The following is a 23677-nucleotide window of genomic DNA, read 5'->3' on the forward strand; positions in this document are numbered from 1 at the left end:
ATCCGATTTGAAAGCCATCCGCACCGGGGCGAAGCCCTCATCGCTCGAAACTCTCGCCTGGACGGACATTCCCGACGCGCCCACGCCCGGGCCCGGCGAGATCACGGTCCGGTTGAAGGCCAGCTCGCTGAACTTTCACGATTACGCCGTGGTCAAGGGCATGATCGAGGCCGACGAAGGCCGGATCCCGATGTCGGATGGCGCCGGCGAAGTCGTCGCGGTGGGCGATGACGTCGAGGACTTTGCGGTGGGGGACGCGGTGGTGAGCACCTTTTTCCCCTATTGGCTGAATGGCGCCACGCCGCCCGGCGCGTTCACCCGCGTGCCGGGGGACGGGATCGACGGCTATGCCCGCGAGGCGGTGACGATGCCCGCCCACGCCTTCACGCGCCAGCCCAAAGGCCTTTCGCATTCGGAAGCGGCTACGCTCACCTGCGCGGGTGTGACCGCATGGCGCGCGCTGTTCGTGGATGACGATATCAAGCCGGGCGACACCGTTCTGGTGCAGGGGACTGGCGGCGTGTCCATCTTTGCGCTGCAACTGGCCAAGGCCGCCGGCGCGCGTGTCATCGCGACAAGCTCGTCCGACGCCAAGCTCGAACGCGTGCGCGCTCTGGGTGCGGACGAAACGATCAATTACAAATCGTGCGAGGAATGGGGCAAGCGGGTCCTAAACATGACCGATGGGCGCGGTGTCGATTGCACGGTGGAGGTCGGCGGCCCCGGCACGCTCAATCGCTCGATCCAGGCAACGCGCGTGGGCGGCCATATCGCGCTGATCGGCGTACTGACGGGCCGTGCGGGCGAAGTGCAGACCGCCATGCTGATGGGCAAGAACCAGCGCCTCCAAGGCCTGACCGTCGGCAGTCGCCAGCACCAGCTCGACCTCGTCGCCGCGATCGAGGCCAACGGGATCAAGCCGCAGATCAGCGACAGCTTCGCCCTGGAAAATCTCGCCGACGCCTTCCGCCATCAGGAAAGCGGCGATCATTTCGGTAAAATTGCGGTCGAAATTTAACGGATCGCGCGGCTCATTCCGAGCCGCGCATCCATCACACCCGCATCGGCATCAGGACGTAGAGCGCGGGGCTCTTGTCGTCCTTGCGGATCAGCGTGGGCGCACCCGCATCGGCCAGATGCAGTTCCACCGTATCGCTGTCGATCTGGCCGAGAATATCCTTCAGATAACCGGCGTTGAAGCCGATTTCGAATCCATCGGCGCTGTATTCGGCGGGCAGTTCTTCGGCGGCGGTGCCGTTATCCGGGCTGGTCACGGTCAGCGTCACGCGATCCTTGTCGAGCCCCATCTTGACCGCGCGGGTCTTCTCGGTGGCGATGGTCGCCACGCGGTCCACGCCTTCGAAGAAGCTGCGCGGATCGAGCCTGAGGAGCTTGTCGTTCGCCGTCGGGATAACCCGGCTGTAATCCGGGAACGTTCCGTCGATCAGCTTGCTGGTGAGCACGACGCCGCCCTCACCACCCAACGTGAAGCGGATCTTGCTGGCCGAAAGGTCGATCTGGACCGCGCCTTCCCCCTTTTCTTCCAGCAGCTTGCGCAGCTCCGCCACCGCCTTGCGCGGCACGATCACGTCGGGCATTCCTTCCGCCCCTTCGGGACGCGGCAGCGTGAAGCGCGCGAGCCTGTGCCCGTCGGTCGCCGCAGCCTTGAGGACCGGCTGGTCCTCGTCCGACACATGCAGGAAAATACCGTTCAGATAATAACGCGTCTCTTCGGTCGAAATCGCGAAGCGCGTGCGGTCGATCAGTTCGGCCAGCGTCTTGGACGGCAGTTCGAAGCTCGTCGGCAAATCGCCTTCGACGATCACCGGAAAGTCGTCGCGCGGCAGAGTGGGCAGCTTGAAACGGCTGCGCCCGGCCTTCACATCCATCCGATTTTCGGCAGTTTCCAGGCTGACCTGGCTGCCATCGGGCAACTTGCGCGCGATATCGAACAGAAGGTGCGCCGAAACCGTCACTGCGCCTGCGCTTTCCACGCTGGCTGCGCTCATATGCTCTACCACCTGAAGGTCGAGATCGGTGGCGGTCACTTTCACCGTTCCGCCCTCGCTCGCTTCGATCAGGACGTTGGAGAGGATCGGAATGGTGTTGCGCCGCTCCACCACGGATTGCACGTGGGATAGGCAGCGCAGCAGCGTCGCGCGTTCGATGGTGGCCTTCATGGTCCTACTTTCATCCCGCTCAGATCAAGGGTCGCGCGGCAGGCCGGAATCGCCCCACCAGCACCGGAATACGGATGGCGACCTTAGCGGGGCGCGCATGTGGAGCAAGCGGATAGCCCGAATGCTGGGGATTCCCTTGGGGATAAACGGCGATCCTCCCCGCCATGGGGGAGGATCCCCATCATCCCATCATCGCCATCCCGCCATTCACATGCAGCGTCTGTCCGGTGACATAGGCTGCCTCGTCGCTGGCGAGATAGGTCACTGCAGCAGCGACTTCCTCGCCCTCGCCCATGCGGGCCATCGGGATGCGGCCGTTGATCGCATCCTTCTGCTTATCGTCCAGCGCATCGGTCATCGCGGTGCGGATGAAGCCGGGGGCGACGCAATTGACGGTGATGTTCCGGCTCGCAAGCTCCTGCGCCAGGCTCTTGGTCATGCCGGTCAGCCCGGCCTTGGCAGCGACGTAGTTCATCTGGCCGGGATTGCCCGTATGGCCGACGACGCTGGTGATCGACACGATGCGGCCACCGCGCGCCTTCATCATCGGGCGGGCGGCGGCGCGCATCAGGCGGAAGCTCGCCTCCAGATTGATGCGGATCACCTGATCCCACTCTTCGTCCTTCATCCGCATGGCGAGATTGTCGCGCGTGATGCCCGCATTGTTGACGAGGATGTCCATTGTGCCGAGCGTCTCGATCGTGGCGGGGATCAATTCCTCGACCTGCTCGGCGTTGGACAGGTCGCAGGTGATCTCGACATGATCGCCGCCAACGTCCGCAATCAACTGCTCGCGAAAGGCGCGCAATTTGTCTCCGTTGGAGCCGGACAGCGCCAGCCGCGCGCCCTGTTTTGCAAGCGCATAAGCGATGGAGGAGCCGATGCCTCCGCTGGCACCGGTGACGAGAGCGGTCTTACCTTCGAGGCTGAACATCATCCATTCTCCTTCGCGAAGGATTCCAGATCCTCCATCGTGACTAGGCTTACCGTCTCGGCGTCGCCATCCGTGCGGGTGACCATGGGGGACAGGACCTTGCCGCCGATTTCGACGAATTTCTCCACCCCGTCCGCGCGCATCGCGAGGACGCTTTCGCGCCAGCGGACGCGCCCGGTGATCTGCTGGACCAGGAGCTCCCGCTCCTCCGCCGGATCGGTGACCTTGGCGGCAGTGACATTGGCGAAGATCGGCACGGCGAGATCGCCTGGAGGCGTGCGTTCGAGCGCGTTCTTCATGCGCAGCGCCGCTGGCTGCATCAGCGAGCAATGGAACGGCGCGCTGACCGGCAGGCGCACGCCGCGCTTGATGCCGTGCTCCTTCGCCATGTCGATGGCGCGCTGGATCGCTTCGGCGTGGCCGGAAAGAACCACCTGGCCCGGATCGTTATCGTTGGCGACTTCGCAGACCTGCCCTTGGGCAGCAGCTTCCGCCAGCGCAGTGGCCTTGTCGATATCGGCACCCAGCAGCGCAGCCATCGCGCCTTCACCGATCGGCACGGCGTCCTGCATGGCGATCCCGCGCAGGCGCAGCAGCTTGGCCGTGTCGGCGAGGCTGAAGGCGCCCGCCGCGCACAGCGCAGTGTATTCGCCCAGCGAATGGCCCGCGACGCAGGCGGCGTGGTTCGCCAGCTCGATACCGAATTCCTTCGCCAGCACGCGCTGGGTGGCGATGGCATTGGCCATGATCGCGGGCTGCGCGTTAGCGGTCAGCGTCAGCTCGCTTTCAGGCCCATCGCGCATCAGCTCGCTCAGTTTCTGCGAAAGCGCCTCGTCCACTTCCTCGAAGACCTCGCGCGCGATCGCGCTGGCTTCGGCGAGGTCGGCGCCCATGCCGATCTTCTGGCTCCCCTGACCGGGGAAGATAAAGGCTTTCATCGCGTGTCTCCTCTAGAAGTCAGCGCGCTTATGCGGGCCGCACCGCTTCCACAACCCCGAAGGGCACCACGCGGTTGGCGCTCGTATGGCCGATTTCGGCTCGTCCCAGATAAGCGATGCCCGCTCGCCCGCACCAGTCGCGCACGATGGTTTGCGCATCGGCTCCGAACGGGCGATCGTTCTCGGGCACATGCGTGACCGCGCCGAGGCGGATGCCTGCGATAGTGCGACAGTGCTGGGTGACATGGAACATCAGCCGATCGATCGCATAGAGATGCTCCGCCACCTCTTCGATCATCACAACATGGCCGGTCAGATCGGGCATGAACTCCGTTCCCACCAACATGGCGAGAGTCATGAGATTGAAAGCGACGACCGGCGTGCCATTCGGCTCGATACTGGGCTCGATCCCCGATCGGTCCCCCACCAGCCAGGCGAGCGAGCGCCGCACTGCGTCCGTCCCGTCCTGGCGCTTGATGTCGATCGCCATCGGCGCGTGGACCGGTTTCCCGATGCCCGCCCGATACAGCGCCCCCAGCAGGGTTCCGCAGTCGGAATAGCCGAGATAGCTCTTCTTTTGGGCAGCCGCGTCCATGCGTTCGAGCGCCGCACCTGCGATGCGATTGGAACCGTATCCCCCCTTGGCGAACCAGACCGCGTCTGCGTCCGGATCGTTCGCGCAGTCGATCAGCGCCTCCAATCGGACCGCGTCCGATCCGGCGAAGTGGCCGTCCTCAAGAAAACATTGGCTGTGGAAGCGCAGCTCAAGGCCCGGAAATTCCGCTTTCGCCAGCGCTTCGACACGGTCCGCCAGCTCGCGATGCAGCGGCGCAGCCGGGGCGCAGATGGCGATCCGTTTGGTAGTCCCTTTCATCCCATCTGTCCTAGCGCGCTTGTAATGCCCGGCACAACGCCATAGCGCGGGCTGTCATGAGCGAATTTCCATCTCCCGAAGACCTCCTGGCCCGCCCGTTCTTTTTCGTCGGCGTTGGGGGATCCGGCATGCTGCCGCTGGCCCAGATCCTGCGCGGAAGAGGCGCGCGGGTCGAAGGCTCGGACCGCAGTCTCGATCAGGGCCGCACGCCGGAAAAGTTCACGGCGCTGGAAGCCCAGGGCGTCACTCTCCACCCCCAGGACGGCAGCGGCATCGTCTCGCAGGATCAGATCGTGGTCGCTTCCGCCGCAGTGGAAGCCAGCGTGCCCGATATCGCGCGTGCCGAGGATCTGGGATGCCTGCGCCTGACCCGCGCCGAGCTCAATTCGATCCTGTTCAACACCAGCGGCGCCGGACTTGCCGTGGCGGGGACGAGCGGGAAATCCACCGTCACCGGGATGCTCGGCTGGATCATGCATCATCTGGGCCGCGAACCGACCATCATGAACGGCGCGGTGATGAAGAATTTCGCCAATGCGGAGCGTCCGTTCGCCAGCGCCGTCGCCGGTGGTCAGAGCCTCTATGTCAGCGAGGTGGACGAAAGCGATGGATCGATCGCGCTCTATCGTCCCGCCGTCGGGATCCTTCTGAATGTCAGCCTCGATCACAAAAGCATGGAAGAATTGCGGCAATTTTTCGGCGATTACCTGTCGCGCAGCCGTATCGCAGTGGTGAATGCCGATGACGCGGAAGCGCTCGCCCTCCTCCCGCGCGCGGAGGAAGTCATCACTTTCGGCGTGGATCAGCCAAAGGCGCAGATCGGGATCGTGCCGGGCAGCGTGGCCGAGGGGCCGATGCGGCAGGCCGCGCTCGTCGTCGATCGCCATGATGGGAGCGAGCACCCGCTGCGCCTGAATCTGCCCGGCCGCCATAATCTGTCGAATGCTCTCGCCGCCATCGCAGGCGCTGCGGCAGCGGGCATTCCCGTGGCCGCCGCCGTCGAGGCGCTGGCCGGTTTCGACGGGCTTTCGCGCCGTTTCGAGCTGGTCGGCGTGTCGGCCAGCGGCATCACTGTGATCGACGATTTCGGCCACAATCCCGAAAAGTGCGCGGCGACCCTGCGCACGCTGCGTGCGCACGAAGGACGCATCCTCGCCTTCTTCCAGCCGCACGGCTACGGCCCTTTGCGCCAGATGGGCGCCGAACTGGCGCAGGTTTTCGCAGACGAACTCGCCGACGGCGATCGTACGATACTATGCGATCCGGTCTATTTCGGCGGCACCACCGATCGCAGCGAGGGGAGCGAGCGGATCGTTCGCCTGATCGAGGATGCCGGTGGCCATGCCGAATACATCCCCAATCGCAAGGCCGTGGGCGATCGACTGGCCAGCGTGGCGCGCCCCGGCGACCGGATCGTGATCATGGGCGCGCGCGACGACACTCTGTCGCAATTCGCGCGCGACCTGTTCGCCCGATTCTGAACCCGATTACGCCCCAGCCCGTCCGAAGGTCGTCGAACCCTGCGACACCCTTGCGTCGGCGTTGCAATCGTCCGCATCGCCGATGCGCACGCAATTGCGCCCTTCGCGCTTGGCACGATAAAGGGCCCGGTCCGCGGCCCCGAAAGCCTCGTGCATCATCTGCCCACGGCCAAGCACGACGCCTAGACTGATCGTGACCTGCGGCAGACCTGCCGTCCCCTCTTCGCCTCCGCTTCGACCCACGATCTCGCGCAGGCGATCGGCAAGCGCGATCAGCTGGTGATCTTCCATGACCTCGACGATGGCCGCAAATTCCTCGCCCCCAAGGCGATAGACGCAGCCCGGCGAACCGTCATCTTCCCGACCATCCATCGCGGGCAAATGGCCCTTCAAAAGCCCCGCGACGTTGCACAGCACTGCATCGCCCACCTGATGGCCCTCGCGATCGTTGACCTGTTTGAAGTGGTCGATATCGGCGACCAGCAGACCCTGACCTGTCTTCAGCGTGCGGACCATGTCGAACGCCCGGCGATTGGCGAGCCCGGTCAGCCCATCGGTGTTCGCCATCTGACCCATCCTGATCGCGCGCATCTGGGCTTCGTCGTGTTCGTGTTTCAGCCCTGTGAAGCGATCGCCAACGGCGATCGCCGTGACCAGCGACAGAAGGACGAAGCCGGCAAACACCATGTCGTTTATCGGAAACGGCAAAGACGACCCGCTGAAGGCGACGACGGTCCGCCATGCGACCACCAGCATCAGGCCCGACATGGCCGCCAGCGCCCAACGCGCCCCCCGGCTCCCTCGCGACAGCGCGACAGCGACGACGATCGATATGAGGATCACGACCGGAGCGAAACTGAAGACGAACCAATTGTTGATCGTAATGCGCGTCAATTCCCCACCGAAGGTGGCGATGAACTTCACAATCAACGGCAGCAGAGCCGAGACCATCATCGCCATTGTGAGGCGGGGTGGCAGGAAACGCTTCTCGATCAGGCCGGCGATTACCATCGCGCCGCATCCCGCAGACAGCGCCTGGAAAAGGCTCGTCAGCCGCCATCGCAGGTCGAGAGGGATGTCCGGCAGAATTTCGTTCACCAGCCCCGACGAAAACAGCATGAACAGGGATGTCGTCGCCACCATCAGAAAATGCCACAGGACGAAGCCCTGCCTCAGGACGCGGTAGAACAGCCCATCGTATAGCAGCGGCAGGATCAGCAGGCCGAACATGAACATGTAAGCGAGCGAGCGGCTGTAAAGCTCACGCTCACTATCGGCGAGGGAAGTCAGCCGCGCCGCGCCCGCAACGCTTCGAGTAAAAGGTCTTTCCACCACCGCATCGATCGCCACCAGATCTGCCTGCGACGAAGGCACGGGGACGGAGAACCGGTTGCCCGGAAACCAGTTGCGAGCCGTCATCTGCGGATCGACATCGACCAGGCGGGACCGACCGTCGGCATAGGTGAAGCGCACCAGCATCGATCGAAAATTCGCCGCGTTGGTCTGCCACGCAAGACCGGAATCGAGCGGAGTCTTCAGCTGCGTCGAAGAGCGTACGAAAGGCCCGCGCACGTCGAAGCGATCGGGCGCGCAGGAAAGCTGTTCCCGCGTAAGGGCGAAGGCTTCTTCCATGCTTCCGGCCTCGCCGGCGCATGTCATGGGTTTGAGATCCAGCGTGTATGCGCGCGCCGGCGCAGAGGCTGAAAGACCCCACGCAACCAGCGCCGCAACGAGAATGCGTAGCAACCCCATCATTTCCCCCACCATGGAACCGGTGGAGCGGGCGACCGCCGCTTGTCGTTGACCGGGCCTTTACGGTAACAGAAAAACGTTTTTACGCAAAAACCGAATTTGCGGGCTCGCCCAAACAGGCCGATCGTCGGCGCAATGTCTTGCGCCAGAGATCAATGCGCGGAACGGCCACCCATGGCCGGAAGGCGATGGACGATCTGAGCGATCACGAACCCTACGACCAATCCGACCAAAGCCGAAATCGCTGCATAGGTCGCCCAGCCGAGCAAGCCGCCAAGCCCGCCCGTGGCGACTTCCACCGCATGTTCTAGAGAGTGCGCCACATCCGACGGGCCGTAGAGACCAAGCTCGTGCAGGCCGTGCAGGATGATCCCGCCGCCGACCCACAGCATCGCCACCGTGCCGATCAGCGACAACGCCTTCAACAGCCAAGGCATCGCCTTCAACAGGAACCGCCCTGTGGCCTGCGCCACAGAGCTGCTCTTTTCCGCCAGATACAGGCCGACATCGTCCATCTTCACGATCAGCGCCACCGCCCCGTACACCACGAAGGTGATCGCGATCCCGACAGCCGCCAGCACGCCCGCACGGGTCAGCAGCGTTTCCGCCGCGACCTCGTTCAGCGTGATCGCCATGATTTCGGCAGACAGGATCAAGTCGGTGCGGATGGCCCCGCTGGTGCGTGCCTTTTCAAAGGCGACCGGATCCTCGATCTCGTCTTCCAGAGTCTTGCCGTGCTTTTCCCCACCCAGCTTTTCCATCACCTTTTCCGCGCCTTCGAACGAGAGGTAGCAGCCGCCCGCCATCAGCACGAAAACGATCGCCTGGGGCAGCAGCCAGCTCAGCAGCAAGGCGCCTGGCAACAGAATCAGCAGCTTGTTCTTCAAACTGCCCTTGGTGATGTTCCAGATGATTGGCAGCTCGCGCGCCGGCTTCAGTCCAGTGACGTAGCCCGGCGTCACTGCCGCATCGTCGATCACGACGCCTGCCGCCTTCGATCCCGCGCGGCTGGCGGCGATGCCGATATCGTCCACCGAGGCCGCCGCCGTGCGTGCGATCACCGAGATATCGTCGAGAAGGGCAACCAGGCCGCCGGGCATATCCGTACTCCGAGATGAACAGGCCACCGCCCTGCCCGCACGGTTCGCTCGCGACAAGTCCGATCTTGTGTTGCAAATCGCGCCGATCGCGCTATGTGCGCGGCTTCCCGAGCGGCATCGCCCTTGCGGGATACGAAGAAGGCCGGAGGGGCCCCGTCATCCGGACGGACCAGCCAGCGATCGGCATGAACTGAAAGGACCAAGGCATGGCTCTGTACGAGCATGTATTCTTGGCGCGCCAGGATCTGAGCCAGTCTCAGGTCGATCAACTGGCCGCCACCGCCACCGAGATCGTCGAGAACAACGAAGGCAAGGTCACCAAGACGGAGACCTGGGGCCTCAAGAACCTCGCCTACAAGATCGACCGCAACCGCAAGGCGCATTTCGTGCTGCTCAACATCGAAGGCCCGGGTTCCGTGGTCGCCGAGCTGGAGCGCCAGACGCGCATCAACGAAGACGTCATCCGTTACATGACGATCCGCGTCGACGAGCACGAGGAAGGCCCGTCCGCCATGATGCGCAAGAACGAGCGCGACAGCAAGAAGCGCCGTGAGCGCTCCGACCGGGGAGACAATTGATGGCCCGCCCGTTTTTCCGCCGCCGCAAGACCTGCCCGTTCTCGGGCAAGAACGCTCCGACGATCGATTACAAGGACGTGCGCCTGCTTCAGGGCTTCATGTCCGAGCGTGGCAAGATCGTGCCCAGCCGCATCACCGCCGTGAGCGCGAAGAAGCAGCGCGAACTCGCCAAGGCGATCAAGCGCGCCCGCCACATCGGCCTTTTGCCGTACATCGTGCGCTGAGGAGACTGACACCATGGATATCATTCTCCTCGAACGCATCGGCAATCTCGGCAATATCGGTGACGTCGTCACCGTGAAGGACGGGTACGCCCGCAACTTCCTGCTGCCGCAGAAGAAGGCCCTGCGCGCCAACGATTCGAACAAGAAGGTGTTCGAAGCCAATCGCGAGCGCCTCGAAAAGGAAAACGCGGAACGCCGCGGCGAAGCCGAAAAGCAGGGCGAAAAGGTCGACGGGACCGAGATCGTCCTGATCCGCGCCTCGTCCAATGCCGGCCAGCTTTACGGTTCGGTCAATGTTCGCGACATCATCGCCGGCCTCACCGAAAAGGGTCACGAGATCGACAAGAAGCAGGTCATCATGGGCAGCCCGATCAAGTCGATCGGCATGCACGACGTGACCGTCGCTCTCCACCCCGAAGTGCACGTCACCGTAAAAGCCAATGTCGCCCGTTCGGACGACGAAGCCGAGCTGCAGAGCCAGGGCGTGGACGTTCTTGCGCAGATGTTCGAAGACGAACAGCGCGAGATCGAGGAAATGGCCGATGCCAACCGCATCGATCCCAACCTCGAGCCGGGCGAAATCCCCGCGGACATGCTCGACGAGCCGACTCCGGTCGATATGGACGGCAATCCGATCGAGCAGGACGGCGAGTAATCCGCCTTCCGCTCCGGCGGAACTGCTACAGAAAGGGGCGCGACGGCTTAGGCTTGTCGCGCCCTTTTCGTAAACGGCGCATAGCGATGCGCGCATGGGTGACAGGGCCTGTCACGAAACCGATAGGAAAAGGCCGGAGGACGCCACGATGGATTCGATCGACACCATTCTCGACAAGCTGGAAAGCGTCTACGATGCCGCCGTGGCGCGGTTACGCGCGGATGTGATCGCCTTCGGTCGCGATCGGACGATCCCGGCCCCGGAACGCCGCTCCGACGGATCCTACACCTATCCCGAACTGCGCCTGCGCTATCGCGGTGGCGAACAGCCCGAAGGGCGCCGCCGTGCCTTCGGACGCCTCAATGCGGCGGGTCTTTACACCACGACCGTCACCCGCCCGGCCCTGTTCCGCGATTACCTCGCCGAACAGCTCACGCTCATCTCGAGCAATTATGAAATCGAGGTCGAGGTCGGCTCCTCGCGCCAGGAAATCCCCTTCCCCTACGTGCTCGACGGTGCGGCGGGCGCGGAGCTTGCAGGCGTCGATCCCAATGAGATCGCGCGCCATTTCCCCTCCACCGACCTCGCCGATATCGGTGACGAGCTGGCCGACGGGATCGAGCTGGACAATCCCGACGATCCGATCCCGCTTTCGCTGTTCGACGGTCTGCGCACCGATTTCAGCCTCGCGCGCCTGGCGCATTATACCGGCACCGATCCGGAGCATTTCCAGCGTTTCATCCTGTTCACCAACTATCACCGCTATGTCGATGAATTCGTCGACTGGGCGGGCGAGCAGCTTGGCAGCAATGGCTGTTCCGCGCTGGCGGGTGCGGGCGGCATGCTGCTGACCGAAAAGACCGAGAATGCGCGCGAGCAGCTTTCCGACACGGCCTGGCGCCGCCATCAGATGCCCGCCTACCACCTGGTGGGCGAGAACCGCAGCGGGATCACGCTGGTCAATATCGGTGTCGGTCCCAGCAACGCGAAGACGATCTGCGATCACCTCGCCGTGTTGCGGCCCGAAGCGTGGCTGATGATCGGCCATTGCGGCGGCCTGCGCCCCAGCCAGAAGATCGGCGATTACGTGCTCGCCCACGCCTATCTGCGCGACGACCACGTACTCGATCCGGTCCTGCCCCCCGAAATCCCCCTACCCGCCATTGCCGAAGTTCAGCAGGCGCTTGCCGGCGCGGCGGAGCAAGTTTCGGGAGAACATGGCAGCGATCTCAAGCACCGCATGCGCACCGGCACCGTCGTCACGACCGACGATCGCAATTGGGAATTGCGCTTCACCAGTTCGGCGCGGCGCATGTCGCTGTCCCGCGCGGTGGGCGTCGATATGGAAAGCGCCACGATCGCTGGTCAGGGATACCGCTTCCGCGTGCCCTACGGGACGCTGCTCTGCGTGAGCGACAAGCCGTTGCATGGCGAGATCAAGCTGCCCGGCCAGGCCAATCGCTTCTACGAACAGGCGATCGCCGCCCACCTCCAGATCGGCATCAGCGCATGCCACATGCTGCGGGAAGAAGGCCCAAGGCTGCACAGCCGCAAGCTGCGCGCCTTCAACGAGCCGCCGTTCAGGTAGGTTGGCGGCTCAACCCGTCCCCTTCGTCTTGGTCTTACCCTCTTTGGCCTTCGAGGCCATGAAGTCGATGATCATGCCCGCGATGTCCTTGCCGGTCGCGTTCTCGATGCCTTCGAGGCCGGGCGAGGAATTGACTTCCATGATCACCGGGCCGTGATTGCTGCGCAGCATGTCCACGCCGCAGACATTCAGGCCCATGCGCTTGGCCGCGCTTACGGCGGTGGAGCGTTCGGCGGGGGTGATCTTGATCAGTTCGGCGCTGCCGCCGCGATGCAGGTTTGAGCGGAAATCGTCCGCCGCGCCGGTGCGCTTCATAGTCGCGACCACCTTGCCGCCGACCACCAGCGCGCGAATGTCCGTGCCGCCCGCTTCCTTGATGAATTCCTGCACCAGAATGTTGACGTTGGCGCCGCGAAACGCCTCGATCACGGACTTCGCGCTCGACATCGTTTCGGCAAGCACGACCCCGATGCCTTGCGTCCCTTCGAGGAGCTTGATGACCACCGGCGGGCCCTTCACCGCCTTGATGATCTCTTCGGCCTGCTTGGGATCGTTGGCATAGGCCGTCAGCGGCAGGCCGAGCCCGTGCTTGGCGAGGATCTGCATCGAGCGCAATTTGTCCCGGCTGCGGCCGATCGCGACGCTTTCGTTCAAAGGCCAACAGCCGCGCATTTCGAACTGGCGCAGGATGGCGAGGCCGTAATTGGTGATCGAGGCGCCGATGCGCGGGATCACCGCGTCGTAGCCGATGCAAGGTTCGCCATTATAGTACACTTCCGGCCGATGGCTGGCGATATGGACGGTGCAGCGCGTCGTGTTGAGAATGTCGAGCGAATGCCCGCGCTCCTCAGCCGCCTGCTTCAACCGTTTGTGCGAATACAGATTGGCGTTGCGTGCCAGCATCGCGATTTTCATTGGGCGATCCTCATAGCCGGAATATTCATGGCTTGTGGCCTTCGATCGTCTTCCTGTTGGGCGTCTGCATCCAGGAATGGCCCGAATCGACCACGAATCGGCGTCTAAGCGAAGATCGGCCGATCAGCATGGGAAATCGCATGTCGGCCCGGTTGGCCAGACTGATTTCGGCGCGAAATTCGACATCGCCGATCTTGAGCGGAGTCTTGATGATGCGGCGGCGCTGCGTCTTGCCGTTGGAACTGGTGATGCCGCGCCAGTCGATATGCACCGCCTCGCACACCTGCCGGACATGCTGCTGCGGGAAATCGACCGCGAAACGCACGAATTGCTCGCCGTCGCGCTCATACTCGTCGAGCACGGTGGCATGCAGCGAAGACGTTCGCGCGCCGGTGTCGATCTTGGCGGGAAGATTGTGGAGGCCGAGTTCGGGCAGATGGACCAGCTCGCGCCAGCCGACGATTGGAAGAGCCGGTCTGGTCATCGCGCACCTCCCAATATCGCCAGCCCATCGCCACCATCTCCGCCCGACAGGCGGCGCAGGACCTTTCCGGTCGCGAAATCGACTTCGGCGATGGTGTCGGTGCCGGTCTCCGCGACATAGATACGCTCGCCATCGGGCGACCAGAGGATTGTGACCTGGAACCGCTCCTGCGCTTCTTCGGCGCTCGAGACCGCGATGCTGCGCACGACCGCGCCGCGCGCCAGATCGATCACGGTCAGAGCGCCGTCTTCCAGATCGGACGTCACGGCAAAATCGCCCTGAGGCCGCACGGCGATCCGCAGCGGGAATTGGCCGACCGGAATCGTCTTGCGCACATCCATCGTCGCGGGCGCAATGGCATAGACCTCGTCCGATCCGCGCGCGGAAACGTACAGAGTCCGTCCATCGGGGGCGAGCGCGATGCCTTCCGGCTCCACGCCGACTTCCACCGACTGCGGCGCTCGCCGCGTGACGAGATCAATGCGAGTCACCGTCTTGGAGCCAAGATCGGTCGTCCAAGCATGGCGGGCATCGGGCGAGATTACGAGCATGTGGGTGCCCTGCTGCCCGCTGCCATATTCGAAGAGCTGCGCCGTATCGAGCGGGTCCTTCACCCAGAAAATCGACTGCCGCCCCTCCGCCGTCGCGTAAAGATCGCCATTGGCATGCCAGACGATCCCGTGCGGGCGTGCATTGTCGCCGAGCTCGATACTGCGTACCTTGGCAAGGTCGGCGGTGCGAAAGATATCGAGCGTGGTGCCGCCATAGCAGGCGAGCGCGACATGCTCCCCGTCAGATGCGGTCGCCAGTTCGTGCGGATTGGCGCAGCTGTCGACGCGCGCAGTCTCCCGCCCCGTCGCCAGATCGATCCGGGCCAGCGTGTTGCCGAACTTGCCCGCCACGAACAGCGCGCCAGGCGTGTCACTGGCCGATCGGGCGGACCCGGCAGTACGGTCCATGGCACTGGGCGCGCACGCGGCCAGAAGGGCCGTGGCCAACGCCACCCCGATCATGCATTTTGCTTTCATGCCAGCCCCCTTGCCTTGTCCATTCACCGTCTGACCGCGCCATGGCGGTAAATCAAGCGGGCGGCGGCCCGAGCCAGTCCGCCATCGCCCGGCCGAGATCGGGCTTCGTGACGCTGCCCATATGCGTCCCCGGCACTTCGACGAAATCGGCATTGGGGAGCAGCGACGCCAGCTCTTCCGCCGATCCATTGTCGCGATCCTCGTCCCCGCAGACGACCAGCGTCGGCATGGTGATGCGTTCGATCAGCGCCAGATCGAGATCGGGCATGGTCCCCAGAAGGTGGCGCGCCGCGACTCTGTCTACGCCTTGCGATTTTAGGAACTGCATCGAGAAATAGGCCGGATCGCCCTTGGGGATGGCGTCGAATTCGTCGATCACGCGCCGGAAGAACGCAGCGCGCTTCTCCCATTCGCCAAGACCCGCCGTGCCCATCCCGCCGATAATCAGCCGCGCTGGATCGAGAACGCCGTGCGCGACCGCGTGAAGGGACGTCCGCGCGCCGAGCGAGAAGCCCCCGAGATCGTAATCCGCAAGGCCGAGATGATCGATCAGCGCCGCCGCATCGCGCACCAGCACGTTTTGCGGATACGCTTCCGCCTCGCGCGGCGATGCGCTGTCACCGTGGACGCGGAAGTCCAGCATCAGGACCTCATAGCCAAGGCGCGCGATGCGTTCGGCATGGCCGAAGCGGATCCAGTTCATCTGCGCGCTGGAAAACAGCCCGTGCAGCAGCACCAATGGCCTGCCTTCGCCCATGCGATGCAGGGCGAGCTGCGTGCCATCGAAACTGGCGAAATGGTCGGTCTGCGGTGTCATCTCAGCGGACAAAACAGGTCGTTCCGGAATAAAGCGCCTCCACTTTTCTCGATCCCTCCTGACCGGTCAGGAAACCGGAAATACCTTGGTCGGTGACGAATTCGTCACCCAGTGTGCTTTCCATCGCTTCGACGGAATAGGCCTTGTCGAGCGCACCTTCATCGCTGCCAAGCCCGATCCCTTTATCGGTCGCAATTTCGTTCGTGCTGCCGCCCGGATCTTTCAGAACCCAGCCCTTCAGCCGGCCCGCCTGGAAATTCACGGTCAATCCTCCGGGGAACCTGGTGGAATCGACCGTACCTGCGCCACATTCCGCGTTGCGGCTGCGGTCGGCGATCGGGCCGAGGACACGGGCGAGCTCGCGCTCCACCGTTTCGCGCGGGCTGTCGAATGCGAGGTAGATGCCCTCGGCTCCAGTCACTTCGAGACCGTCGGGTCGGAGGCGAAGCTGCGAAGCCGGATCAGCGGACCCGTCCTCAGAATTGGCCGCGCCCTGCCCGCCCGGATCGTCTCCGGTCGCCTGCTGGCAGCTGATAAGAAGCAGCGCGCAAGCGAGGCCGGAGAGAATACGGTGGGATATCACCCCTTCTTAAGGCATTCGCGACCAAGGAGTTCCGCGATCTGCACCGCATTCAACGCCGCGCCCTTGCGCAGGTTGTCGGAAACGCACCACAGATTGAGGCCGTTTTCCACCGTCGGGTCCTCCCGCACGCGGCTGATATAGGTCGCGCTGTCGCCTGCGGCCTCTACCGGCGTGATGTATCCCTCGTCCTCGCGCTTGTCGACGAGCATACAGCCGGGCGCCTCGCGCAGGATGTCATGCGCCTGTTCTGCGCTTATCTCGTTTTCGAATTCGATGCTGACCGCTTCGGAATGGCCCACGAAGACGGGCACGCGCACGCAGGTGGCCGTGAGCTTGATCTTGGGATCGAGGATCTTCTTCGTCTCGACCACCATCTTCCATTCCTCTTTGGTCGAACCATCGTCGAGGAAGACGTCGATGTGCGGGATCACGTTGAAGGCGATCTGCTTCGTGAATTTCACCGGCTCGACCGAGTCGCCCACGAAGATCGCACGGCTCTGTTCGAACAATTCGTCCATCCCCGCCTTACCCGCGCCGGAAACCGACTGATAGGTCGAGACGACGACGCGCTTGATCGTGGCGGCATCGTGCAGCGGCTTCAGCGCGACGACGAGCTGCGCGGTCGAGCAGTTCGGATTGGCGATGATGTTGCGCTTTTTATAGTCGTGGATCGCGTCCGGGTTCACCTCGGGCACGATCAGCGGCACGTCCGGGTCCATACGATAGAGCGAGCTGTTGTCGATGACGACACAGCCCGCCGCGGCTGCCTTGGGCGCGTATTCCTTGGCCGGGCCGCTACCGGCGGCGAACAGGGCGATATCCCAGCCGTTCCAGTCGAAATATTCGATGTTCTGGCATTTCAGCATCTTGCCGGTGTCGCCGAACTCGACCTCCGAGCCATGGCTGCGGCTCGACGCGACGGCGGCCACCTCGTCGCAGGGGAAGCCCCGCTCCGCCAGCACCATCATGATTTCGCGCCCGACATTCCCCGTCGCGCCGACCACGGCTACCCGATAACCCAAAGCAAATCTCCAATTCCTGTACGGGGCCGAGATAGCGGCTGATAATGGACCCGCAAGGGCACAATGGCTGGGGTGCCGCCAATGCGGGCTATCAGAGCGGCCCCCGGCCTGCGAAAGTTCACTCGGGCGGCGTCACGCCGTTGCTTTCGAGGAAGCGGAACACGGTGTTGTAGCGGTGCGGCGAGATATTCTCGCCCGACACGCGGTGAGTGTAACCGGGATAGAGCATCATTTCGAACGGCACGTTCGCTTCCTGCATCGCGGCGATGATCTCGGTCGCGTTCTCGAACACCACGTTGTCGTCCGCCATGCCGTGGATGATCAGCAGCGGGTCGCTGATCTTAGCCGCGGCCGGAATAGCTGATGCCGCTTCGTAAGCCGCACCGTCCGCCTGCGGCGTACCCATGTAGCGTTCCGTATAATGCGTGTCGTAGAGCTCCCACTTGGTGACGGGCGCACCGCTGATCCCGGCGGCGTACAGGCCCGGATCGGCCTGGAGCTGCTTGAGCGTCATGTATCCGCCATAGCTCCACCCATCGATGGCGATCTTGTCGGGATCGACGAAATCGAGCGTCTTGAGGTATTCCGCTCCCGCCTTCTGGTCGCGCACTTCGACTCCGCCCATCGCTCGGTAGATCGGCTGTTCGAAATCGACGCCGCGATTGGCACTGCCGCGATTGTCGAGCGCGAACCAGATATAGCCCTTGTCGACGATCGCCTGGCGCAGCGCGCCGTTCCAGCCGCGATTGACGATCTGCGGACCCGGCCCGCCATAATGGTAGAAATAGACCGGATAGCGCTTGCCCGGCTCCAGCTCGGGCGTGACCATCTCCCAATAGAGCGGCGTGCCGTCCTCGGCTTCGATCTGCCCGTATTGCGTCGGGCGATGGCTGGCGAGATAGGGGGCGTAAGGATGGTCGGCATCCAGCGCATTCTCCTCGACCCATGCCAGCCGCTCACCTTCCTGGTCGGCGAGATAGATCTGGCTCGGCGTATCGTCGTTCGAGCGCGTGACGAGCAGCGTCTGCCCCTTGCCGTCCATGGTCGCCGAGTGAGTGAAGCCCTTTTCGGTCAGGCGCCGGGGCGGACCGATCGTGTCGCTGTCGTAATCGAGCGCGTAGACATGCTGTTCGAGCGGATCGTCCTCGCTGGTGGCGAGATAGAACAGACGCTGCGCCGACTGATCCACGCCGACCAAGGTCGTAACCACAAACTCGCCGCGCGTTAACTGCCGCAAAGTGCGCCAGCCATCCGCGCCGGAATAGCGATAGAGGTGGCCGAAACCGTCGCGTTCCGACCACCAGATGAGGTCGCCATTGTCGAGGATGCGGTAATTGTCGGACAGGTTGATCCAGTAATCGTCCGCCGCTGCCTTTTCGGCGAAGACGGGCGCGACATCGCCGGTCGCCGGATCGACGCGCAGCAGATCCATATGAGTCTGCGCGCGGTTCTGCCGCTGGACGTAGAGCGCGCTGCCATCCGGTGCCCAGTCCACGCGTGCGAGGTAGAAGTCGGTCGGATCGCCACCGGTATAGACATCGGGATGCTGGAAATCGCCCAGATCCACTTTCACGCGACTGCCGCCATCGGGATCCATCACGAACAGCTCGACATCGGCGTTCTCGCTGCCCGCGACGGGATAGCGCTGGTCGAAAACCTTCGTGCCGGTCGCGCCGATGGCCGCACGCGTGACCACGCCCACCATGCTCTCGTCGAACCGTTCGACCGCGATGCGCTTGTCGTCGGGGCTCCACCAATAGCCGGTCAGGCGACCCATTTCTTCCTGCGCGACGAATTCCGCTTCGCCCCAGCGCACGTTCTCGTTCGCTTCTGACGGCGTGATCGGCGCGGACTCGTCGCCCACCTCGCCGACCCAGAGCCTGCGGTCGCGCACGAAGGAGACATAGGCGCCCGTTTCGCTGAGCGCGGGGTTGAGCTCGCTTTCCTCCGTATCGGTCAGGCGCACCACTTCGCCGTCCAAGCGCGCGAGGTAGAGATCGCCGTCGAGCGGGACGAGCACGCCCTCACCATCGCTCGCCCACTGATACGCGATGATCCCTTTGAGGCTGCCGACGCGCGCGCGTTCGCGCTGCATCTTTTCATCCTCGGACAGTTCGCGGCCCGAACCGAGCTTCTCGCTGTCGACCAGCATGGACCATTCGCGGCTCTCGCGGTCGTAGGCCCACAGATCGTAACGCTCGCGGTCGGTTTCGCGATTGCGCAGCAGGGTGAGATAGCGCCCATCGGGCGACAGCTTCGCCTGGCGCGGGCTCGGCCCGTCGAGGCTGGGCGAAGCGAAAACGCGCTCGAAGGTGAGGTCCGCGCTCTGGCTCATCGCGCTGTCCTGCGCGAAAACGGGTGCGGCGAGCGGCGCGGCGGCGAGGAGGATGGCGGCGGTGATGACATGGCGCATGGCAAGAAAGGCGTCCCGTGATTGCGAAATAGTGCGCAGCCTAGCCGGGTTGTCATTTGCCGCAAGCGTTGTCGCACGAGTTCTCGCCCGCAACGAAAAAGGGCCCGGCGGTCGCCCGCCGAGCCCTCCAATTCTCTGATCGCGAAAAGCTTACGCCTTGGGCGAAACCGTCTTGCGCTCGGCGATACGCGCGCTCTTGCCGGTGCGGCCGCGCAGGTAATACAGCTTGGCGCGACGCACCACGCCGCGGCGGACCACGGTGATGCTGTCGACGATCGGCGAATAGAGCGGGAAGACGCGTTCCACGCCCTCGCCGAAGCTCATCTTGCGCACGGTGAAGTTGGAACCCATGCCGCGGTTCGAACGCGCGATCACCACGCCTTCGAAGTTCTGCACGCGCTCACGCTGGCCTTCGACGACCTTCACGCCGACGCGCACGGTGTCGCCCGCGCGGAATTCCGGAATATCCTTGCCGAGATTTTCAATCGCTTCGGCTTCGAGCGTCTGAATCAGGTTCATTGCCTGGTCCCTTAATCGTTTCGCCGCGCGCCAGAGGCAGGCTGGTCCCGAGCGCCACTGTAGCGCTCCCAAAGGTCCGGCCTGCGTAACCGTGTATCTTCCTCCGCGCGGGCTTTCCTCCACGCGGCGATTTTCGCATGATCCCCCGATCGCAGCACTTCGGGGATCGTGCGCCCTTCCCAGTCTTGAGGTCGGGTGTATTGCGGGTATTCGAGCAGGCCGTCCTCGAACGACTCCTCGACCCCGCTAAGAGCCGCGCCCATTACTCCCGGAACGAGGCGAATGCAAGCATCGAGTATGGCGATCGCGGCGGTCTCTCCGCCCGACAGGACAATGTCCGCCAGGCTGACCTCTTCGACCTGAGGATAGGCTTCGAACAGCCGTTCGTCGAAGCCCTCGAACCGGCCGCACAGGATGGTGACGCCCGGCCCCGTCGCGATTTCGCGGATGCGGTCCTGCGCGATCGGCTTTCCGCGCGGCGTCATGGCGAGTACGGGGCGCTCGTCGGCCACGCTGCCGAGCGCACAGCCGAGCACGTCGGGCTTCAGCACCATGCCCGCCCCGCCCCCTGCGGGCGTGTCGTCCACCGTGCGGTGCTTGTCGGTCGCGAAGTCGCGGATCTGCACCGCCTCGCACGACCAGTCCCCGCGCTCCAAAGCGCGCCCGGCCAGCGACACGCCGAGCGGGCCGGGAAACATTTCGGGATACAGCGTCAGGACGGTGGCGGCGAAGGTCATGCCGCGCGCTTTAGGCGGCGCGGCAACGCTTTGCCATCCCGCGCGTTCGGACCGCCATGAGCGAGCATATCGACGATTGCATCATCGTGGGCGCTGGTCCCGCCGGGCTGACGGCGGCGATCTATCTGGCGCGGTTCCATCTCTCGATCCGCCTGTTCGATTGCGGCACCAGCCGTGCGAGCTGGATTCCGACCAGCCACAATCATGCGGGCTTTCCGGACGGGATCAACGGCGACGAGCTGCTGGGCCGGATGCGCGATCAGGCGGCGAAATACGGCGCGCTGCGCGAACCGAAGCGCGTGACCGGGCTGACGAAAAAGGGCGAGGTTTTCGAAGTCCATTGCGACGATCAAACCTATCGCGCCCGCACCGTCCTGCTCGCGACCGGTGTCGTCAACAATCAGCCCGATGGGATGGACGAAGCGCTCCACGCCGAAGCGCTTGCGCGCGGACTCTTGCGCTATTGCCCGATCTGCGACGGTTACGAAGTGACCGACAAGCGCGTCGGCGTAATCGGGACGGGCGATCACGGCACCGCCGAAGCGCAGTTCCTGCGTGGCTATACCGCCGATATCACGCTGATCAGCCCACATGGCGACCACGATCTGGACGATACATGCTCGCGCTCGCTCGACGATGCGGGGATCGCGCGGGTCGCGGGGCCGTGCGGCGATTTCGCGATCAAGCAGGGAAAGCTGGCTGTCGATACCGCCGAGGGCCGCTTGGCGTTCGACAGCATCTATCCCGCGCTGGGGTCGAAAATCCGCTCCGGCCTCGCAGTGGATTGCGGCGCCGATGTCAGCGACGAAGGCTGCATCCTCGTCGGCGATCACTTGGAAACCAGCGTGCCCGGCCTGTTCGCTGCAGGAGACGTGGTGGTCGGCCTCGACCAGATCAGCCACGCCATGGGCCAGGCCGGCGTCGCGGCGACGACGATCCGCAACTACCTGGCGGAAGAACGCCCGCTGCGGCGCTAGGTCGCGCCGTTACCCGCATTTGACGAACAACGCTCCGTCGCCGGCGATGGTGGCCGAACCGATCGTCACCGGATCATAGGCTGCGTCGGTTGCGGGGCGCAGGATTGCCAACCCCTCCGGGCCACGGCTCTCGAGAGGCAGATCGTCCCTTGGCGCATCGAGATCGAGGCGCGGATAATCGCCCAGTACCAGGCGAGCATCGTCGTCATGGGCCGATATAGCACCTTCGAGTACCAAGGCGCCGGGAGTCTCGCGGATCGAGAAATCGGGTTCTGCGCAATCCGCCGACGCACCCTTGGCTACCCAATCTCCGACAAGATAGCGCGCTGTCAGCGCTACTCCCCCGGAACGCGCCGGATCGCGATCGCGGGCGGGAGGTTCGGCAGCTTCGATGGTGTTCGCCACGAGCGTCTTCTCGCCCGCCATGCAGAAGCTTGCATCCGCCAGCTCGCCCGTGATCCTGACATAATCACCGGGGCCGAAGGAGTCATCCGCAAGGTCGACGGCCAAGCGGCGTCCGTCGGGCGTTACGAGCAGGCTGCATTCCGCGCCACTTTCCAACCGGCCTTCGTAGCTCGCCGACGAGGAGCGATCTGTAGATCTCGTGTCGGCGATGGTGTCCGCTTCGGACTGTACGGGCGAGGAGGTGTCCGGATCGGAGGAACAGGCCGCGAGTGCCAGAACTGCGATCGGGGTGAAGAGAGAAGGCTTGGCAATCATGCAAAACCAATGGCTTGCAGGACGGAACGGTTCCTCAGTCCAGAAAGTCCGCGCTCATCACCAGCCGCTCGGCGTTCCATTCGGGAACGGCCTGCTCGGTCAGCGGGATCATGAAGCTCTTGCCGTCGGGCTTTTCGATCTCGACGATATCGGTGGCGCCGAAATTCTCGATCGCTCGCACCTCGCCCACCGGCTCGCCGCTATCGGTAACGACCGCGAGACCGATCAGGTCGGAGTGATAGAATTCGCCGTCTTCCAACGGCGGCAGATCGTTTCGCGAAACACTCAGCGTGGTGCCGCGCAGCTTTTCGGCAGCGGTGCGATTGTCGATACCCGCGAACCGGGCGATCGCCCCGCCCCTATTGTCGCTGCGGATCTTTTGCAGCGTCAATGCACCGTCATTGTAGTGCTTGTGCGATTTCAGGCTTTCCAGCCCATCGCCTAGCAATTTCAGGCGCACCTCTCCGGCAACGCCATGCGCTCCGGTAATGGCGGCAAGGGTAATCGGTTCGTGTGACATGCCTGCCGCCGGGATTGTTCCCGACTTCGCTCAACGGCCATCGGCGTCGAGCGAAGTCGGAAAGGTATCCGTAATCAGCCCTCGGCCTTGTCTTCGGTCTCGCCCGCGGTTTCGGCGGTTTCCGCAGCAGCGCCTTCATCGGCGGCGGCAGTTTCTTCCTCGGCCGGAGCACTGGCTTCGGCTTCGGCGGCCTTCTTGGCTTCTTCGGCTTCAGCGGCCTTGGCAGCCTTTTCCTCGGCGCGTTCCTTGGCGGCTTCGCCCGGCTCGCCCTTCTTGGGGTTGTTGCGGGCGGCACGCTCGACGATGCCCGCCTTGTCGAGGAAACGGGCGACACGGTCCGAAGGAACGGCGCCGACGCCGATCCAGTGGCGCGCACGATCTTCGTCGATCTTCACGCGGCCTTCGTCATCCTTGGGCAGCATCGGGTTGTAAGTGCCGATCTGCTCCAAATACTTGCCGTCGCGCGGGGCGCGGCTGTCGGAGACGACGATGCGATAATACGGACGCTTCTTGGCGCCACCGCGCGAGAGACGGATTGCAACTGCCATGTTAATTCACCTTTCGAGTGTAAGTTTTTGAAATCACTTCTTGTTCAATAAACGGGCAAGATCGGGCGGAAGCGTGCTGGGATCGACGCC

At 63.9% G+C, this 23677-nt stretch carries 25 protein-coding genes; 7 read left to right on the forward strand and 18 right to left on the reverse strand.

Annotated features, from left to right (window positions below; all coding sequences use genetic code 11):
* The first annotated feature begins 7 nt into the window (after positions 1–7).
* Positions 8–1018 (forward strand): NAD(P)-dependent alcohol dehydrogenase, encoded by a 1011-nt coding sequence (locus A3736_RS02915; RefSeq protein ID WP_067678969.1) that lies wholly within the window; start codon positions 8–10, stop codon positions 1016–1018.
* A 34-nt stretch (positions 1019–1052) separates the two neighbouring features.
* Here the strand turns inward: A3736_RS02915 and dnaN are convergent, their stop codons facing one another.
* The 4 genes from dnaN to A3736_RS02935 all read right to left on the reverse strand — a co-directional run bounded on the left by dnaN (position 1053) and on the right by A3736_RS02935 (position 4926).
* A complete protein-coding gene (gene dnaN / locus A3736_RS02920) occupies positions 1053–2180 on the reverse strand; it encodes a DNA polymerase III subunit beta (protein WP_067678972.1) in 1128 nt (375 codons plus the stop codon).
* A 181-nt stretch (positions 2181–2361) separates the two neighbouring features.
* On the reverse strand, positions 2362–3114 hold the full coding sequence (gene fabG, locus A3736_RS02925) for a 3-oxoacyl-[acyl-carrier-protein] reductase (protein ID WP_067679068.1): 753 nt from the start codon (positions 3112–3114) through the stop codon (positions 2362–2364).
* On the reverse strand, positions 3114–4052 hold the full coding sequence (gene fabD, locus A3736_RS02930; protein ID WP_067678975.1) for an ACP S-malonyltransferase: 939 nt from the start codon (positions 4050–4052) through the stop codon (positions 3114–3116). Before fabD ends, fabG begins: the two co-directional genes overlap by 1 nt.
* Before the next feature lie 28 nt (positions 4053–4080).
* Positions 4081–4926, reverse strand: coding sequence for an LD-carboxypeptidase (locus tag A3736_RS02935; protein WP_067678978.1), 846 nt, complete (start codon positions 4924–4926; stop codon positions 4081–4083).
* Between the two features lie 56 nt (positions 4927–4982).
* Between A3736_RS02935 and A3736_RS02940 the strand changes: the two genes are divergently transcribed.
* Entirely contained in the window at positions 4983–6407 is a 1425-nt protein-coding gene (locus A3736_RS02940; RefSeq protein WP_067678981.1) for a Mur ligase family protein, read from the forward strand.
* Between the two features lie 6 nt (positions 6408–6413).
* On the opposite strand, the gene A3736_RS02945 is transcribed toward A3736_RS02940, so the two are convergent.
* Together A3736_RS02945 and A3736_RS02950 are read right to left on the reverse strand one after the other, a co-directional pair.
* Positions 6414–8066, reverse strand: a complete 1653-nt coding sequence (locus A3736_RS02945) for a diguanylate cyclase (protein ID WP_197465468.1) — start codon at positions 8064–8066, stop codon at positions 6414–6416.
* A 245-nt stretch (positions 8067–8311) separates the two neighbouring features.
* Complete coding sequence (locus A3736_RS02950; protein ID WP_067678987.1) at positions 8312–9259, reverse strand: DUF808 domain-containing protein; 948 nt, start codon at positions 9257–9259, stop codon at positions 8312–8314.
* A gap of 206 nt (positions 9260–9465) precedes the next feature.
* Between A3736_RS02950 and rpsF the strand changes: the two genes are divergently transcribed.
* The 4 genes from rpsF to A3736_RS02970 all read left to right on the forward strand — a co-directional run bounded on the left by rpsF (position 9466) and on the right by A3736_RS02970 (position 12304).
* Positions 9466–9837 (forward strand): 30S ribosomal protein S6, encoded by a 372-nt coding sequence (gene rpsF / locus A3736_RS02955; protein ID WP_067678990.1) that lies wholly within the window; start codon positions 9466–9468, stop codon positions 9835–9837.
* Positions 9837–10061, forward strand: a complete 225-nt coding sequence (gene rpsR / locus A3736_RS02960; RefSeq protein ID WP_067678994.1) for a 30S ribosomal protein S18 — start codon at positions 9837–9839, stop codon at positions 10059–10061. Before rpsF ends, rpsR begins: the two co-directional genes overlap by 1 nt.
* Before the next feature lie 13 nt (positions 10062–10074).
* On the forward strand, positions 10075–10716 hold the full coding sequence (rplI, locus tag A3736_RS02965; RefSeq protein ID WP_067678997.1) for a 50S ribosomal protein L9: 642 nt from the start codon (positions 10075–10077) through the stop codon (positions 10714–10716).
* Between the two features lie 94 nt (positions 10717–10810).
* Positions 10811–12304 carry an AMP nucleosidase gene (locus tag A3736_RS02970; RefSeq protein ID WP_082851278.1) on the forward strand — a complete coding sequence of 498 codons (1494 nt, stop codon included), beginning with the start codon at positions 10811–10813 and terminating at the stop codon, positions 12302–12304.
* 9 nt (positions 12305–12313) lie between these two features.
* Here the strand turns inward: A3736_RS02970 and rimK are convergent, their stop codons facing one another.
* The 9 genes from rimK to trmD form a co-directional block, all read right to left on the reverse strand.
* A complete protein-coding gene (gene rimK, locus A3736_RS02975) occupies positions 12314–13219 on the reverse strand; it encodes a 30S ribosomal protein S6--L-glutamate ligase (RefSeq protein ID WP_067679003.1) in 906 nt (301 codons plus the stop codon).
* Between the two features lie 25 nt (positions 13220–13244).
* On the reverse strand, positions 13245–13703 hold the full coding sequence (locus A3736_RS02980; protein WP_067679006.1) for a RimK/LysX family protein: 459 nt from the start codon (positions 13701–13703) through the stop codon (positions 13245–13247).
* Positions 13700–14731, reverse strand: a complete 1032-nt coding sequence (locus tag A3736_RS02985; RefSeq protein ID WP_067679009.1) for a YncE family protein — start codon at positions 14729–14731, stop codon at positions 13700–13702. The genes A3736_RS02980 and A3736_RS02985 overlap by 4 nt, the downstream gene beginning before the upstream one ends.
* A 52-nt stretch (positions 14732–14783) precedes the next feature.
* Positions 14784–15548 (reverse strand): alpha/beta fold hydrolase, encoded by a 765-nt coding sequence (locus tag A3736_RS02990; RefSeq protein ID WP_067679012.1) that lies wholly within the window; start codon positions 15546–15548, stop codon positions 14784–14786.
* Between the two features lies 1 nt (position 15549).
* Positions 15550–16131, reverse strand: a complete 582-nt coding sequence (locus tag A3736_RS02995; protein WP_067679015.1) for a hypothetical protein — start codon at positions 16129–16131, stop codon at positions 15550–15552.
* Positions 16128–17153 (reverse strand): aspartate-semialdehyde dehydrogenase, encoded by a 1026-nt coding sequence (locus A3736_RS03000; protein ID WP_067679018.1) that lies wholly within the window; start codon positions 17151–17153, stop codon positions 16128–16130. The genes A3736_RS02995 and A3736_RS03000 overlap by 4 nt, the downstream gene beginning before the upstream one ends.
* 118 nt (positions 17154–17271) lie before the next feature.
* Positions 17272–19566, reverse strand: a complete 2295-nt coding sequence (locus A3736_RS03005; protein ID WP_067679021.1) for a S9 family peptidase — start codon at positions 19564–19566, stop codon at positions 17272–17274.
* A gap of 150 nt (positions 19567–19716) precedes the next feature.
* Positions 19717–20085, reverse strand: coding sequence for a 50S ribosomal protein L19 (gene rplS / locus A3736_RS03010; protein WP_067679024.1), 369 nt, complete (start codon positions 20083–20085; stop codon positions 19717–19719).
* Positions 20086–20096: 11 nt separating this feature from the next.
* The gene (trmD, locus tag A3736_RS03015) at positions 20097–20822 is read right to left on the reverse strand and encodes a tRNA (guanosine(37)-N1)-methyltransferase TrmD (protein WP_067679028.1); all 726 of its coding nucleotides are present in this window, start codon (positions 20820–20822) and stop codon (positions 20097–20099) included.
* Between the two features lie 56 nt (positions 20823–20878).
* Between trmD and A3736_RS03020 the strand changes: the two genes are divergently transcribed.
* The gene (locus tag A3736_RS03020) at positions 20879–21799 is read left to right on the forward strand and encodes an NAD(P)/FAD-dependent oxidoreductase (protein ID WP_156501938.1); all 921 of its coding nucleotides are present in this window, start codon (positions 20879–20881) and stop codon (positions 21797–21799) included.
* A gap of 9 nt (positions 21800–21808) precedes the next feature.
* On the opposite strand, the gene A3736_RS03025 is transcribed toward A3736_RS03020, so the two are convergent.
* The 3 genes from A3736_RS03025 to rpsP form a co-directional block, all read right to left on the reverse strand.
* Positions 21809–22519, reverse strand: a complete 711-nt coding sequence (locus A3736_RS03025; RefSeq protein WP_067679031.1) for a DUF5818 domain-containing protein — start codon at positions 22517–22519, stop codon at positions 21809–21811.
* A 34-nt stretch (positions 22520–22553) separates the two neighbouring features.
* Positions 22554–23039: a ribosome maturation factor RimM gene (gene rimM / locus A3736_RS03030; RefSeq protein WP_067679034.1), complete on the reverse strand. Its 486-nt coding sequence runs from the start codon at positions 23037–23039 to the stop codon at positions 22554–22556.
* Between the two features lie 74 nt (positions 23040–23113).
* Complete coding sequence (gene rpsP / locus A3736_RS03035) at positions 23114–23587, reverse strand: 30S ribosomal protein S16 (RefSeq protein ID WP_067679037.1); 474 nt, start codon at positions 23585–23587, stop codon at positions 23114–23116.
* Positions 23588–23677 lie beyond the last annotated feature (90 nt).

Origin of the sequence: Erythrobacter sp. HI0063, from assembly GCF_001635685.1 — a bacterium.
Classification (GTDB): Bacteria; Pseudomonadota; Alphaproteobacteria; order Sphingomonadales; family Sphingomonadaceae; genus Qipengyuania.

Coding starts and splice junctions, on each gene's coding strand:
- rplS (WP_067679024.1), bottom strand. CDS start 20,085: ATGAACCTGATTCAGACGCTCGAAGCCGAAGCGATTGAAAATCTCGGC.
- rimM (WP_067679034.1), bottom strand. CDS start 23,039: ATGTCACACGAACCGATTACCCTTGCCGCCATTACCGGAGCGCATGGC.
- rplI (WP_067678997.1), top strand. CDS start 10,075: ATGGATATCATTCTCCTCGAACGCATCGGCAATCTCGGCAATATCGGT.
- trmD (WP_067679028.1), bottom strand. CDS start 20,822: ATGACCTTCGCCGCCACCGTCCTGACGCTGTATCCCGAAATGTTTCCC.
- A3736_RS02950 (WP_067678987.1), bottom strand. CDS start 9,259: ATGCCCGGCGGCCTGGTTGCCCTTCTCGACGATATCTCGGTGATCGCA.
- fabD (WP_067678975.1), bottom strand. CDS start 4,052: ATGAAAGCCTTTATCTTCCCCGGTCAGGGGAGCCAGAAGATCGGCATG.
- A3736_RS02980 (WP_067679006.1), bottom strand. CDS start 13,703: ATGACCAGACCGGCTCTTCCAATCGTCGGCTGGCGCGAGCTGGTCCAT.
- A3736_RS03020 (WP_156501938.1), top strand. CDS start 20,879: ATGAGCGAGCATATCGACGATTGCATCATCGTGGGCGCTGGTCCCGCC.
- A3736_RS03005 (WP_067679021.1), bottom strand. CDS start 19,566: ATGCGCCATGTCATCACCGCCGCCATCCTCCTCGCCGCCGCGCCGCTC.
- A3736_RS02970 (WP_082851278.1), top strand. CDS start 10,811: ATGGGTGACAGGGCCTGTCACGAAACCGATAGGAAAAGGCCGGAGGAC.
- fabG (WP_067679068.1), bottom strand. CDS start 3,114: ATGTTCAGCCTCGAAGGTAAGACCGCTCTCGTCACCGGTGCCAGCGGA.
- A3736_RS03025 (WP_067679031.1), bottom strand. CDS start 22,519: ATGATTGCCAAGCCTTCTCTCTTCACCCCGATCGCAGTTCTGGCACTC.
- rpsF (WP_067678990.1), top strand. CDS start 9,466: ATGGCTCTGTACGAGCATGTATTCTTGGCGCGCCAGGATCTGAGCCAG.
- rpsP (WP_067679037.1), bottom strand. CDS start 23,587: ATGGCAGTTGCAATCCGTCTCTCGCGCGGTGGCGCCAAGAAGCGTCCG.
- A3736_RS02935 (WP_067678978.1), bottom strand. CDS start 4,926: ATGAAAGGGACTACCAAACGGATCGCCATCTGCGCCCCGGCTGCGCCG.
- A3736_RS02940 (WP_067678981.1), top strand. CDS start 4,983: ATGAGCGAATTTCCATCTCCCGAAGACCTCCTGGCCCGCCCGTTCTTT.
- rimK (WP_067679003.1), bottom strand. CDS start 13,219: ATGAAAATCGCGATGCTGGCACGCAACGCCAATCTGTATTCGCACAAA.
- A3736_RS02985 (WP_067679009.1), bottom strand. CDS start 14,731: ATGAAAGCAAAATGCATGATCGGGGTGGCGTTGGCCACGGCCCTTCTG.
- A3736_RS02945 (WP_197465468.1), bottom strand. CDS start 8,066: ATGACATGCGCCGGCGAGGCCGGAAGCATGGAAGAAGCCTTCGCCCTT.
- dnaN (WP_067678972.1), bottom strand. CDS start 2,180: ATGAAGGCCACCATCGAACGCGCGACGCTGCTGCGCTGCCTATCCCAC.
- A3736_RS02990 (WP_067679012.1), bottom strand. CDS start 15,548: ATGACACCGCAGACCGACCATTTCGCCAGTTTCGATGGCACGCAGCTC.
- rpsR (WP_067678994.1), top strand. CDS start 9,837: ATGGCCCGCCCGTTTTTCCGCCGCCGCAAGACCTGCCCGTTCTCGGGC.